This window comes from Hydrogenophaga pseudoflava, assembly GCF_031020795.1.
GTDB classification, from domain to species: domain Bacteria; phylum Pseudomonadota; class Gammaproteobacteria; order Burkholderiales; family Burkholderiaceae_C; genus Hydrogenophaga; species Hydrogenophaga pseudoflava_A.
Genome location: NZ_JAVHJP010000003.1, coordinates 706,407 through 719,379, shown reverse-complemented (window position 1 = coordinate 719,379; position 12,973 = coordinate 706,407). Strand labels below are relative to the sequence as shown.

The 12,973-nt window shown below is 68.4% G+C and carries 12 protein-coding genes and 1 pseudogene; 7 read left to right on the top strand and 6 right to left on the bottom strand.

The window, feature by feature from the left end; genetic code table 11:
- Positions 1–26: 26 nt before the first annotated feature.
- Complete coding sequence (locus RCO38_RS13040) at positions 27–344, top strand: hypothetical protein (RefSeq protein WP_308328738.1); 318 nt, start codon at positions 27–29, stop codon at positions 342–344.
- 6 nt (positions 345–350) lie between these two features.
- Here the strand turns inward: RCO38_RS13040 and rsmI are convergent, their stop codons facing one another.
- A complete protein-coding gene (gene rsmI, locus RCO38_RS13035) occupies positions 351–1,268 on the bottom strand; it encodes a 16S rRNA (cytidine(1402)-2'-O)-methyltransferase (RefSeq protein ID WP_308328737.1) in 918 nt (305 codons plus the stop codon).
- Between rsmI and RCO38_RS13030 the strand changes: the two genes are divergently transcribed.
- The 3 genes from RCO38_RS13030 to RCO38_RS13020 are packed head-to-tail and all read left to right on the top strand — an operon-like array spanning position 1,268 to position 2,955.
- Positions 1,268–1,684 (top strand): YraN family protein, encoded by a 417-nt coding sequence (locus tag RCO38_RS13030; RefSeq protein WP_308328736.1) that lies wholly within the window; start codon positions 1,268–1,270, stop codon positions 1,682–1,684. The two genes, rsmI and RCO38_RS13030, sit on opposite strands and share 1 nt — an antisense overlap.
- A gap of 27 nt (positions 1,685–1,711) precedes the next feature.
- Positions 1,712–2,332, top strand: a complete 621-nt coding sequence (locus RCO38_RS13025) for an SIS domain-containing protein (RefSeq protein WP_308328735.1) — start codon at positions 1,712–1,714, stop codon at positions 2,330–2,332.
- On the top strand, positions 2,329–2,955 hold the full coding sequence (locus RCO38_RS13020) for a BON domain-containing protein (RefSeq protein ID WP_308328734.1): 627 nt from the start codon (positions 2,329–2,331) through the stop codon (positions 2,953–2,955). Before RCO38_RS13025 ends, RCO38_RS13020 begins: the two co-directional genes overlap by 4 nt.
- A gap of 33 nt (positions 2,956–2,988) precedes the next feature.
- Here the strand turns inward: RCO38_RS13020 and RCO38_RS13015 are convergent, their stop codons facing one another.
- The 3 genes from RCO38_RS13015 to RCO38_RS13005 form a co-directional block, all read right to left on the bottom strand.
- Positions 2,989–3,891: an NAD(P)-dependent oxidoreductase gene (locus tag RCO38_RS13015; RefSeq protein WP_308328733.1), complete on the bottom strand. Its 903-nt coding sequence runs from the start codon at positions 3,889–3,891 to the stop codon at positions 2,989–2,991.
- A 121-nt stretch (positions 3,892–4,012) separates the two neighbouring features.
- The gene (locus RCO38_RS13010) at positions 4,013–5,149 is read right to left on the bottom strand and encodes a PilT/PilU family type 4a pilus ATPase (RefSeq protein ID WP_308328732.1); all 1,137 of its coding nucleotides are present in this window, start codon (positions 5,147–5,149) and stop codon (positions 4,013–4,015) included.
- A gap of 6 nt (positions 5,150–5,155) precedes the next feature.
- Positions 5,156–6,199, bottom strand: coding sequence for a type IV pilus twitching motility protein PilT (locus tag RCO38_RS13005; protein WP_308328731.1), 1,044 nt, complete (start codon positions 6,197–6,199; stop codon positions 5,156–5,158).
- Between the two features lie 38 nt (positions 6,200–6,237).
- On the opposite strand from RCO38_RS13005, the gene RCO38_RS13000 reads away from it, so the two are divergent.
- Positions 6,238–6,972: a YggS family pyridoxal phosphate-dependent enzyme gene (locus tag RCO38_RS13000; protein WP_308328730.1), complete on the top strand. Its 735-nt coding sequence runs from the start codon at positions 6,238–6,240 to the stop codon at positions 6,970–6,972.
- Here RCO38_RS13000 and RCO38_RS12995 read toward each other — a convergent pair.
- On the bottom strand, positions 6,944–7,489 hold the full coding sequence (locus tag RCO38_RS12995) for a DUF3617 domain-containing protein (protein WP_308328729.1): 546 nt from the start codon (positions 7,487–7,489) through the stop codon (positions 6,944–6,946). The genes RCO38_RS13000 and RCO38_RS12995 overlap by 29 nt on opposite strands.
- 28 nt (positions 7,490–7,517) lie before the next feature.
- Entirely contained in the window at positions 7,518–8,012 is a 495-nt protein-coding gene (locus RCO38_RS12990; RefSeq protein WP_308328728.1) for an Lrp/AsnC ligand binding domain-containing protein, read from the bottom strand.
- 105 nt (positions 8,013–8,117) lie between these two features.
- Between RCO38_RS12990 and RCO38_RS12985 the strand changes: the two genes are divergently transcribed.
- Positions 8,118–11,081: an L-glutamate gamma-semialdehyde dehydrogenase gene (locus tag RCO38_RS12985; RefSeq protein WP_308328727.1), complete on the top strand. Its 2,964-nt coding sequence runs from the start codon at positions 8,118–8,120 to the stop codon at positions 11,079–11,081.
- 70 nt (positions 11,082–11,151) lie between these two features.
- Positions 11,152–12,957: pseudogene (locus tag RCO38_RS12980) on the top strand (carboxyl transferase domain-containing protein); the annotation flags it as partial.
- Positions 12,958–12,973 lie beyond the last annotated feature (16 nt).

Below are 12,973 nucleotides of genomic sequence, written 5' to 3'. Positions count from 1 at the left end.
CAGAATGTCCCTATCTGATGCCCCACATGAATCCTGTGTCCGATCTGTTGTCCCGAATCCTCCGTGGCGCCCTCAAGCTGGTCCTGGTGCTGGCCGCGCTGGTTTTTGTATTGAGTTTCCTGCTGGCGGCCCTCGTGGCGGTGCTGGGGGTGTCGTTCTGGTCGCTGATCACCGGGCGCAAGCCCGCCCCGCTGATGATGTTTTCGCGCATGCGCGAGCAGTCTCAGCGCTACACCCAGGGCATGTGGCCGGGCCGCACGGCGCCGGGCGACGTGGTCGATGTGGACGCCACCGAGGTGGGCGAGCGCCCGGGCGCCGAGTCGCCGCTGCAGCGCCTGCGCTGAGCCGCCTCAGTCGTTCTGCGCGCCCTGGCGCCGGGCCAGGGCGGCCTGGTACAGCGCGTTGCGCGGTGCGCCGCTGATCTCCGCGCACAGCTTCACCGCGGTCTTGACGGGCAGTTCGGCCAGCAGCAGGTCGAGCGTGCGCAGGGTGTCGGCGCCGATGCCATCGTCCGTTTCTGCCTTGGGTGCGGGGTGGACCAGCAGTACGAACTCCCCGCGCGTGCGGTGGGCGCCCGCGCCCAGCCACGCGGGGAAATCACCGGCCAAGACCTGCGCCACCTCCTCGAACTGCTTGGTGAGTTCCCTGCCGACCGTGAGCGGCCGTTCGCCCAGCGCAGCCAGATCGCGCGCCAGGGCTTCGATGCGGTGCGGGGCCTCCAGCAGCACACAGGCGCGCGGGTCGGCACCGATTTCCTGCACCTCGCGCTGGCGCTCGCTGGCTTTGGGCGAGAGGAAGCCCGTGAAGACAAAACGGCCGTCGTGGCCACCCGTGCCGGCCACGCTCAACAGCGCCGTGATGCTGCTGGCGCCCGGCAGGGGCAGCGCGCGCAGGCCGGCGGCGCACACCGCGGCGCACAGGCGCGCGCCCGGATCGCTCACCCCCGGCGTGCCAGCGTCGCTCACATAGGCCACACGCTGCCCGTCGCGCAGGCGCTGCACCACGGTCTGCGCGGCCTCGGCCTCGTTGTGTTCGTGCAGCGCCAGCAGCGGCTTGTGCAGACCGTAGCTTTGCAGCAGGGTGGCGGTGTGGCGCGTGTCCTCGCAGGCGATGCAGTCCACCAGGTCCAGCACGTGCAGCGCGCGCAAGCCGATGTCGGCCAGGTTGCCGATCGGCGTGGCGACCATGTAGAGCGCGCCCTGCGGATAATGCTGCTGCCCCGCCATGTCACGGGCGGCGGCCAGCAGGGAAGGGGAGGGTGCGGACAATGTGGGATTCCCGGAAACAGGGGGCTTCGGTCACGACCAAGCAGCGCGGCGATGCGGCCGAGGACGCTGCCCTGCGACATCTGCAGCGGCACGGGCTGCGGCTGGTGCAGCGCAATTTCCGCACACCCGGCCGCGGCGGCGGCGAGATCGATCTGATTATGCGTGAGCCCGATGGCACGGTGGTCTTCGTCGAGGTGCGTCAGCGGGCCAGTGCCAGCCGCGGCGGGGCGGGCGCCAGCATCACGGGCGTCAAGCAGCGGCGCATCGTGTTCGCCGCACGGCACTTTCTGCTGCGGCTGGGATCGGAGCCTGCATGCCGTTTCGACGTGGTCCTGATCCAGGGTGCGCGGGACGGCACGGAGGCCCCGGACATCCAGTGGCTGCGTGCGGCCTTTGATGCATCGGGTACCTTTTGATACTCTGCGCGCCGCTATCATCGCCCCATGCTCCTGCAACGCATCCAGCAACAGTTCATCGACAGCGCCGACCTCAAATACCAATGTGCCCAGGCGCTCGCGCCCATGGTGGAAGCCGCCACGGCGGCGGTGCTGGCCAGTGTCACCGGCGGCGGCAAGGTGCTGTCCTGCGGCAACGGGGCCTCCGCGGCGGCGGCGCAGCTGTTTGCCGCCAGCTTCGTGGGGCGACACGAGCGTGAGCGGCCCGAACTGGCCGCGTTCTCACTCTCGGCCGACGCCTCGGTGCTGACCGCGCTGGCCACCGACTTCGACGTGCGCGCCGTGTTCTCGCGCCAGGTGCGCGCTTTGGGCCAGGCCGGCGACGTGCTGCTCGTGCTCTCGACCTCGGGCAACTCGCAGAACGTCATCGCGGCGGTCGAAGCCGCGCACGAGCGCGACATGACCGTGGTGGCGCTCACCGGCGCGCGCGGCGGGCGGCTGGCCCAGATGCTGCGCGATACCGACGTCCACATCTGCGTGCCGCACGAGGTGCCGGCACGGATTCTCGAGGTGCATCATCTGGTGCTGCACTGCATCTGCGACGGTGTGGATGCCCAGCTGCTGGGCCTGCCCGAAGCCCTGTCCAATGAAACGGAGAACCCCGCATGAAAACCATTGTTTCCCGTGGCCGCCTGTCCCTCGCTGTCCTGAGTGTGGCCGCTGCCGCCGCCACGCTGTCGGCCTGTGCGCCGCTGGCGGTGGGCGGCGCGGCGCTGACCGGCGCCATGGTGGTGGGTGACCGCCGCAGTTCGGGCGCTCAGCTGGACGACCAGGGCATCGAGCTGCGCGCCGCCAACCGCCTGCGCGACCAGATGGGGTCGCGCGCGCGCATCAGCGTCACCAGCTACAACCGCCGTGCGCTGCTGACCGGCGAAGTCGGCAACGCCCGCGACAAGGAACTGGCCGAATCCATCGTCAAGCAGGTCGAGAACGTGGCCGTGGTCCACAACGAGCTGGACGTGGCCAACAGCCCGAGCTTCACCGAAAAGGCCGAGGACACGCTGCTGACCGGCAAGGTCAAGGCCAGCCTGATCGACACCAAGCAGATCTCGGCCAACGCCTTCAAGGTGGTCTCCGAACGCGGCACCGTGTTCCTGATGGGGCGCGTGACCCAGCGCGAGGCCGACATCGCCACCCAGGTGGCCCGCACCACCAAGGGCGCCCAGCGCGTGGTCCGTCTGCTGGAGATCATCAGCGAGGAAGAACTGGCGCGCATCGCGCCCAAGTCCTGAGGCAGTTTTCCTGCACCGCGGTGCAGGGGGTGGTCACTTCAAGCGTTTGATCAGGCTGGAGGTGTCCAGCCGGTTTCCGCCCATGGCCTGCACGTCGGCGTAGAACTGGTCCACCAAAGCGGTGACCGGCAGGCGCGCACCGTTGCGCTTGGCTTCGTCGAGCACCAGGCCCAGGTCCTTGCGCATCCAGTCGACGGCAAAGCCGAAGTCGAACTTGTCGGCCACCATGGTCTTGCCGCGGTTGTCGAGCTGCCAGCTCTGGGCTGCGCCCTTGCCGATCACGTCCAGCACCTGGTTCATGTCCAGACCGGCCTTCTGGCCGAAGGCGATGGCCTCGGACAGGCCCTGGACCAGTCCTGCGATGCAGATCTGGTTGACCATCTTGGTGAGCTGGCCGGCGCCACTCTCGCCCATGAGCGTGAAGGCGCGCGAGTACGCCATCGCCACGGGCCGGACCGCTTCGAATGCAGCGGGGTCACCACCGCACATCACCGTGAGCACACCATTCTGCGCACCCGCCTGGCCGCCCGACACGGGGGCATCAACGGAGGCCAGTCCGAGGCTCCGGGCTGCGCCGTACAGCTCGCGCGCCACATCGGCCGACGCGGTGGTGTGGTCCACGAAGATGGCACCCGTCGCCATGCCGGCGAATGCCCCGTCCGCACCGAGCACGACCGAGCGCAGATCGTCGTCGTTGCCGACGCAGCAGAACACGATGTCGGCGCCCGCCACGGCCTCACGCGGCGTGGGCCGGGACGCCCCGCCGAACTCGGTCACCCAGGCCTGCGCCTTGGCCGGCGAGCGGTTGTACACCGTCACCGCATGCCCTGCCTTCGCCAAGTGCCCGGCCATGGGAAAGCCCATCACACCCAGACCAAGAAAAGCGACCTTCTTCGGCGCGACGGATTCGTAGGTTTTGGGGGCGATGCTGCTCATGTGAAGTCATCCGGCGAAGTGAAAGGGCGTCGGTCGAGAAATGCCGTGGAACCGGCTCCGCCGGGCCACAGGCATTGCCCCCTTGAGGGGGTGACGCGCCGCAGGCGCGGCGCGGGGGTGGTCAAACGATCGTGAGGTGTTCGGTGCCCGCCGCCAGGTCCTGCGTCTTGGCGCGCTGGCTGTTGAGCTTGATCTGCAGCCGCAGGTCGTTGAGCGAGTCGGCGTTGCGCAGCGCATCTTCGTAGCTGATGATGTTCGCCTCGAAAGCGTCGAACAGCGCCTGGTCGAAGGTCTGCATGCCGATGTTGGTGCTCTTCTTCATGATCTCCTTGATCTCGGCGACCTCGCCCTTGAAGATCAGGTCGGCGATCAGCGGGGAGTTGAGCATGATCTCCACGGCCGCGTGCCGGCCCTTGTTGTCCTGGCGCGGCACCAGGCGCTGCGACACCAGCGCCCGCAGGTTCAGCGACAGGTCCATCAGCAGCTGCGGCCGGCGGTCCTCGGGGAAGAAGTTGATGATCCGGTCCAGGGCCTGGTTGGCGCTGTTGGCGTGCAGGGTGGCCAGACACAGGTGGCCGGTCTCGGAAAACTGGATCGCGTACTCCATGGTCTCGCGGTCCCGGATCTCGCCCATCAGGATCACATCAGGCGCCTGCCGCAGCGTGTTCTTCAGCGCCACGCCCCAGTCGTCGGTGTCCAGCCCGACTTCGCGCTGCGTGATCACGCAGTTCTTGTGGGCGTGGATGAACTCGACCGGGTCCTCGATCGTGATGATGTGACCGTGGGTGTTCTCGTTGCGCCAGTCGACCATGGCGGCCAGCGAGGTCGACTTGCCCGAGCCGGTCGCGCCGACCACGATGCACAGGCCGCGCTTGGACAGCGTGATGTCCTTGAGCACCTGGGGCAGGTTCAGCGAATCGATGGTGGGCAGCACCGCAGGAATCGTCCGCATCACCATGCCGACCTTGCCCTGCTGGACAAAAGCGCTGACGCGGAAACGGCCGATGGCCGGGGGCGAGATCGCGAAGTTGCACTCCTTGGTGCGCTCGAACTCGGCCGCCTGCTTGTCGTTCATGATGGCGCGCGCCAGGGCCAGCGTGTGCACGCCGTTGAGCGGCTGGGGCGAGACCTTCACCACCTTGCCGTCCACCTTGATGGCGGGCGGGAAGTCGGCCGTGATGAAGAGGTCGCTGCCGCCGCGGCTGAGCATCAGCTTGAGCAGGTCGTTGATGAATTTCGATGCCTGATCGCGTTCCATGATTGTTTACCCTGGGAAATTCTCGGGAATCTTGGCCTTGCTGCGCGCCTCGGCCGGACTGATGACGTTGCGCTTGACCAGCTCGGCCAGGTTCTGGTCGAGTGTCTGCATGCCGACGTTCTGGCCGGTCTGGATCGCCGAATACATCTGGGCCACCTTGGCTTCGCGGATCAGGTTGCGGATGGCGCTGGTGCCGATCATGATCTCGTGCGCCGCCACCCGGCCGCTGCCGTCCTTGACCTTGCACAGGGTCTGTGAGATCACGGCCACCAGCGATTCCGACAGCATCGCCCGGACCATGTCTTTTTCTTCTGCCGGGAACACGTCGATGATCCGGTCGATGGTCTTGGCGGCGCTCGATGTGTGCAGCGTGCCGAACACCAGGTGGCCGGTTTCGGCCGCGGTCATCGCCAGGCGGATGGTTTCCAGGTCGCGCATTTCGCCCACAAGGATCGCGTCGGGGTCTTCGCGCAATGCCGAGCGCAGGGCATTGGAGAATGACAGGGTGTGCGGCCCGACCTCTCGCTGGTTGACCAGGCACTTCTTGGATTCGTGCACGAACTCCACCGGGTCTTCCACGGTCAGGATGTGGCCGTACTCCGTCTCGTTGAGGTGGTTGACCATGCCGGCGAGCGTGGTCGACTTGCCTGAGCCGGTCGGACCCGTCACCAGCACCAGACCGCGCGGGCGCAGCGCCAGATCCGCAAAGATCTTGGGCGCGTTGAGCTGTTCCAGTGTGAGGATCTTGCTCGGAATCGTCCGGAACACCGCGCCGGCACCGCGGTTGTGGTTGAAGGCGTTGACACGGAAACGCGCCAGGCCTTCGATCTCGAACGAGAAGTCGCACTCCATGAACTCCTCATACTGCTTGCGCTGGCTGTCGTTCATGATGTCGTACACCATGCTGTGCACCATCTTGTGGTCCAGCGGCTCGACGTTGATGCGCCTGACATCCCCATGCACCCGTATCATGGGTGGCAGCCCGGCCGAGAGGTGGAGGTCGGAGGCTTTGTTCTTGACGCTGAAGGCGAGCAGTTGGGTGATATCCATCCCGTGGTCCCGTGCAGTGTTGGTGTAGCAGACTGATTATGACGACGATTGAAGGCAATCTCCAACAAGTGCGGGAGCGTGTCGCCAGGGCGTGCGCGGCGGCCGGACGCGATGTGAAGACCGTCACATTGCTGGCGGTTTCCAAGACATTCGGACCGGACGATGTGGCCGCCGCGGTGGCCGCCGGACAACGTGCCTTTGGTGAGAACTACATCCAGGAGGGGGTCGAGAAGGTGTTGGCCATGCGGGCGCTGCTCCCGGGGCAAACCCTGGAATGGCACTGCATCGGACCGGTCCAGAGCAACAAGACACGGCTGGTGGCCACCCACTTCGATTGGGTGCATTCGGTGGACCGCCTCAAGATCGCGCAGCGCCTGTCCGAACAGCGTCCCGAGGACCGCGCGCCGCTGCAGGTCTGTCTTCAGGTGAATGTCGACGGCGGCGCAAACAAGTCGGGTGTTGCGCCGGACGAGCTGCCCGCGCTGGCCCATGCAGTGGCGGCCTTGCCCCGTCTGCGCCTGCGGGGGCTGATGTGCATCCCCGAGCCGAGCGAGGATCCGATGGTCCAGCGCTCGGCGTTCCGGCAGGTCCGTGGACTGCAGCAGGGCCTGGTGGATCAGGGCCTGTCGCTCGACGTGCTGTCCATGGGCATGAGCGACGACCTGGAGCCAGCGGTGGCCGAGGGGTCCACGATGGTGCGCGTGGGCCGGGCCATCTTCGGTCACCGGCCGCGCAAGGAACCGGTCACTGCTTCGGCGGCTGGATCGGCTTGACGTTGCCGCAGTCGGCCGAGAGCCACTTGCCCTGGCCTTCCATGGTCATGGTCTCGGGCTTGCCGTTGCGGGTGGACTGCATGACCATCTTGGTGGCAAAGGCCTTGTCCCCACTGAAGGTGTAGGTGCCTTCGCCGGTGGTCGGCGGGTTCTTGCAGGCGAACTTCGACTTCAGGGTGTTGCCCGTGCGCGAGGTGATGGTCGAGGTGCAGTCGCCCTCGGTGTGGCTGGGCAGCTCGGACTTGGCGGCCATCTCGGGGGTGATGCACACCTTGACGGTCACGGCGCCGCCGGCCCCGACGCTCATGCCGTTCTGGCCCATCATGGCCTCCATCTGCTTGCGCTGCGCGGGCGGCATGGCGGCCAGCTGCTTCTGCATCTCGGCCATGGCCTTGTCCATCTCCGGGTTGCCGCCCACCTTGTTCTGGATGGCCCACAGGCCGGGAGCGGTGGTCTGGGCGAAGGCGCTGGCGGAACACAGCAGCAGGCAGGTCAGCAGACGGGACGGGGCGCGCATGAAGAACTCCGGTGGGTGAAGAATCGTTCTATTGTGCGCCGCCGATGCCCCGCAGCGGCAGCCGGCTGCTGTTCTTGACCTCTTCCATCACCGCGTAGGTGCGCGTCTCGCGCACGCCGGGCAGCTGCCACAGCACGCTGCCGGCGAAGTCGCGGAAGGCGGCCATGTCGGCCATGCGGGTCTTGATCAGGTAGTCGAAACCGCCGGCCACCATGTGGCACTCCAGGATCTCGTCGCGCACCTGCACCGCGGCCTTGAACTCGTTGAACACGTTGGGCGTGGTGCGGTCGAGCAGCACCTCGACAAAGACCAGCATCCCGCGCCCGAGTTTGAGCGGGTTCAGCCGCGCCTCGTAGCCCAGGATGTAGCCGTCGCGCTGCAGCCGCTGGGTGCGCGCCAGCACGGCGGTGGGTGAGAGGGCCACCGCCTCGGCCAGCTTGAGGTTGGAGATGCGTCCGTCGGCCTGCAGAACGTTCAGGATGCGCAGGTCGATGCGGTCGAGATCGGGGGTAGTCTCGCTCATGGGTAGTGAATTATCCGGTTGAAACCGAAAAATCAGAGAAAAATTCGTCTTTGGCTTCTTCAGACTTCGGGCATTCACCAACTTGTCCCGTTTCAGAGACCCGCCATGCCGCGCAGCACCGACCGCCTGCCCTTTCCTTACCGGCCCGAGGCCGAGACCGTCGCCCAGCGCCTGGCCGCGCTGCAGGGCGCGCTGGACTGGGCCGCCGCCGCCCAGGTGGCCGCGCCCTGGGTGCGCGCGGTCCGCGACAACCCGCCGCCTTTCTGGGCCATGGAAAGCCTGCTCAAGGAGTACCCGATTTCCAGCGCCGAGGGCCTGGCCCTGATGCGGCTGGCCGAAGCCCTGCTGCGCGTGCCCGATGCCGAAACGGCGATCGCGCTCACGGCCGACCAGCTGGGCCGGGCGGACTTCGATGGCGCCGCCGATTCGACACTGGCGCGCCTGTCGTCCACCGCCATCGCCATGTCCAAGCACTTCCTGCCCGAGTCCGGCCATGAGCCCGGGCTGATGGCCAAGCTGGGCGCCCGCACCGTGGTGGCCGCCACGCTGCGCGCGGTGCAGCTGCTGGGCCGCCAGTTCGTGCTGGGTCAGACAATTGCCGAGGGCATGAAGGAAGCGTCGGCAGCGCGCAAGAAACAACCCAATTTGCAGTTCAGTTATGACATGCTGGGCGAGGGCGCCCGCACCCAGGCCGATGCCTTGCGCTACCAGGCCAGCTATGAAAACGCCATCGCCGCCATCGCCCGGGGCGCGGACCCGGCACGTCACCCGGCGCAGAACGACGGCATTTCCATCAAGCTCAGCGCCCTGCACCCGCGTTACGAGGACGCGCAGTACGAGCGCGTGATGAACGAGCTGGTGCCGCGCGTGTGGACGCTGTGCCGCGCGGCCGCGGCGGCCAACCTGAACCTGACCATCGACGCCGAAGAGGTGGACCGGCTCGAACTCTCGCTGGACGTGTTCGAGGCGCTCGCGGCGCTGGTGGCCGAACACTCCCCCCAGTGGCAGGGTCTGGGCCTGGCCATGCAGGCCTACCAGACCCGCGCGGTGGAGCTGATCGCGCACATCGCGGCGCTGGCCCGGCAATACAGGATCCGCTTCATGTGTCGCCTGGTCAAGGGCGCCTACTGGGACGCCGAGATCAAGCGCGCGCAAGAACAGGGCCTGCCCGCCTACCCGGTGTTCACCCACAAGCACCACACCGACGTGAGCTACCTGGCCTGCGCCAAGGCGCTGCTGGACGCGCCGGATGCGATCTTCCCGCAGTTCGCCACGCACAACGCCGGCACCATCGCGGCCATCCTGCAGATGGCCTCGCGCAAGGCCGTTCCGTTCGAGTTGCAGCGCCTGCACGGCATGGGCGAAGGCATCTACCGCGAGGTGCTGAAAAACCCGCTGGTCAGCTGCCGCGTCTACGCCCCGGTGGGCGCGCACCGCGACCTGCTGGCCTACCTGGTGCGCCGCCTGCTGGAGAACGGCGCCAACTCGTCCTTCGTCCACCAGCTGGCCGACGAGTCGGTGGGCATGGACGAGCTGCTGGTTTCACCGATGCGGCTGGAGCCGCAGGCTTCGCTGCCGTTGCCGCCCGAGCTGTACGGCCCCACGCGCGCCAACAGCAGCGGCCGCGACCTGACGGTGATCGCGCAACGCGACGAACTGCTGGCGGCGCACGCGGCCTGCACCGTGCCGGTGGTGCCCGAAGCCCGCGCCGACCAGGCCACCGAGGCGGTGGCCCGCGCCGTCGCCGCCTTCGCTGCTTGGAACCACACACCGGTGGCGCAGCGGGCCGCCGTGCTGCGCTTCGCTGCCGACGCGCTCGAATCGGCTCTGCCGCGCTTCTGTGCCCTGCTGGTCAAAGAGGCGCACAAGACCTGGGGCGACGCCGTGTCCGAGGTGCGCGAGGCGGTGGACTTTCTGCGCTATTACGCCAACGAAGCCGAGCGCATCCAGGCGCCGCAGACCCTGCCCGGTCCCACGGGCGAGAGCAACACGCTGCGTCTGGAAGGCCGTGGCGCCTGGGTCTGCATCAGCCCCTGGAACTTCCCGCTGGCCATCTTCATGGGCCAGGTGGCGGCCGCGCTGGCCACGGGCAACACCGTGCTGGCCAAACCGGCCGAACAGACGCCGGCCGTGGCGATGGAAGCGGTCAAGCTGCTGCACGCCGCCGGCATCCCGGCCGATGCCCTGCAGCTGCTGCACGGTCCCGGCGAGACCGTGGGCGCCGCGCTGGTGGCGGCGCCCGGCGTGGCCGGCGTGGTGTTCACCGGATCGACCCAGGTGGCCAAGATCATCCAGCGTGCGCTGGCGGCCAAGGACGGCCCCATCGTGCCGCTGATCGCCGAGACCGGTGGCATCAACGCCATGCTGGTGGACAGCACGGCCCTGCCCGAGCAGGTGGCCGACGCGGTGATGCAGAGCGCTTTCCGCAGCGCGGGCCAGCGCTGCTCGGCGCTGCGCCTGCTGTGCGTGCACGAGGCGATTGCCGACGGCGTGATCGAGATGCTCCAGGGCGCGGCCAAGGAACTGGTGGCCGGTGACCCGTCGCAGCTCGCCACCGACCTCGGCCCGGTGATCGACGCCGAGGCCTTTGACAACATCCAGCGCCACGTCGCGCGGCTGCGCGGCAGTGCCAGGGCCTTGTTGGCCGAGGCGCCCCCGGCGCAAGCGCTGCCCAACCTGGTCGCGCCGCAGATGTTCGAGGTCGGGTCGATCAGCGAGGTGGCGCAGGAGATCTTCGGCCCGGTGCTGCAGGTGGTGCGCTGGGGTGGCGACCCCACGGAGGTGATTCGCCAGATCAACGCCCTGGGCTACGGGCTGACGCTGGGCATCCAGACCCGCATCGACAGCCGCGCCCAGGCGCTGGCCGCCGCGGCGCGCGTGGGCAACGTCTATGTCAACCGCAACATGATCGGGGCCGTGGTGGGCGTGCAGCCCTTCGGCGGCGAGGGCCTGAGCGGCACCGGCCCCAAGGCGGGTGGGCCGAACTACCTGCTGCGCTTCTGCGCCGAGCAGACGCTGACCATCAACACCACCGCCGCCGGCGGCAACGTGGCGCTGTTCGCGGGATGAACCGGCTGTCGCGTGCTTGACCCCGGGGCACAGGGGCCGGCGGAACAATGCCGCCATGACTCCCTTTTGCGCCCCATTGCAGTCCCAGGTCGTCGAGCTGTGCGTGTCTCCCGGGGACACGGTGCGGGCCGGCGATCCGCTTGTGATCGTCGAGGCCATGAAGATGGAGCACGAGCTGCGGGCCGTGGCCGACGCCCGGGTCGTCGAGGTGTTGTGCGCCGTGGGCGATGCGGTGCAGGAGGGAGATGCCTTGCTGGTGCTCGGGCCGGCGGCCGCCGAACCCTTTACCCCGGGCGTCGCCGCACCGGCCGTGGCCGCCAGCGCCACCGAACGGGCCGATCTGGCCCGGCTGCGCGAACGCGAGCGCTTTCTTCTGGATGTCGCACGCCCCGAGGCCGTGGCCAAACGCCATGCCCTGGGTCTGCGCACCGCCCGCGAGAACATCGCCGACCTGTGCGACGACGGCTCGTTCATCGAATACGGCGCGCTCGCGGTGGCGGCGCAGCGAAGTCGCCGCAGCGCCGAGGACCTGATCGCGAACACGCCGGCCGACGGCATGGTGACCGGCATCGGCTCGGTCAATGGCGACGCATTCGGCGTGGAACGATCACGTGCTGTGGTCATGGCCTACGACGCCACCGTCCTGGCCGGCACGCAGGGCATGCGCAACCACGCCAAGACCGACCGTCTTCTGGGCATCGCGCTGGCGCAGCGCCTGCCGGTGGTCCTGTTCGCCGAAGGCGGTGGCGGCCGCCCTGGCGACACCGACATGCCGGTCGTTGCGGGCCTGCACGTCGGCACCTTTGCCGCGTTCGCCCGACTGTCCGGGCAGGTGCCCGTGGTGGGCATCGCGGCCGGCCGCTGCTTTGCTGGCAATGCGGCCCTGCTGGGCTGCAGCGATGTGGTCATTGCCACGCGCGAAAGCAACATCGGCATGGGCGGTCCCGCCATGGTCGAAGGCGGTGGCCTCGGCGTGTACCGGCCCGAGCAGATTGGCCCGTCGGAAGTGCAGCACGCCAACGGTGTGATCGACATCCTGGTGGACGACGAGACGGCGGCGGTGGCTGCCGCGAAGCACTACCTCTCGTTCTTCCAGGGCCGCACCGCCGACTGGACCGCCCCCGACGCCCGGGCCCTGCGCGAGGTGGTGCCAGAGAACCGGGTGCGCGCCTACGACAGCCGGGCCGCGATGGCGGGGCTGGTGGATGCGGGTAGCCTGCTGCCCCTGCGCACCGGTTTCGGTGCCGGCGTCCACACGGCCCTGGCGCGCATCGAAGGCCGGCCGGTGGGCCTGATGGCGAACAACCCCTTGCACCAGGGCGGCGCGATCGATGCCGACGCCGCAGACAAGGCGGCGCGCTTCATGCAGCTGTGCGACGCGCACGGCCTGCCCCTGGTCAGTCTGGTGGACACACCGGGCTTCATGGTCGGCCCGGCCACAGAAGCCACCGCCCAGGTGCGCCACGTCAGTCGCCTGTTCGTGCGCGCGGCCCACCTGCGCGTGCCGGTGTTTGCGGTGGTGATGCGCAAGGGCTATGGCCTGGGGGCTATGGCCATGACCGCCGGCGGCTTTCACGCGCCGGTCTTCACGGTGGCCTGGCCATCGGCCGAATTCGGCGCCATGGGGCTGGAGGGCGCGGTGCGGCTGGGCTACCGCAAGGAGCTGGAGGCAGCGTCCGAAGGGGCCGAGCGCGAGGCCCTGTTCCAGCGCCTGCTGGCGCAGATGGTGGCGCGGGGGACCGCGACCGAGATGGCCAGTACCCTGGAGATCGATGCGGTGATCGATCCGGCCGAGACGCGGGCTTGGCTGGTCCGGGGGCTGGACAGCGCACGGGTTGCGGTGCCGCCCGCACGCGGCTGCATCGACACCTGGTAGCCGGTGGGTGTGCCGC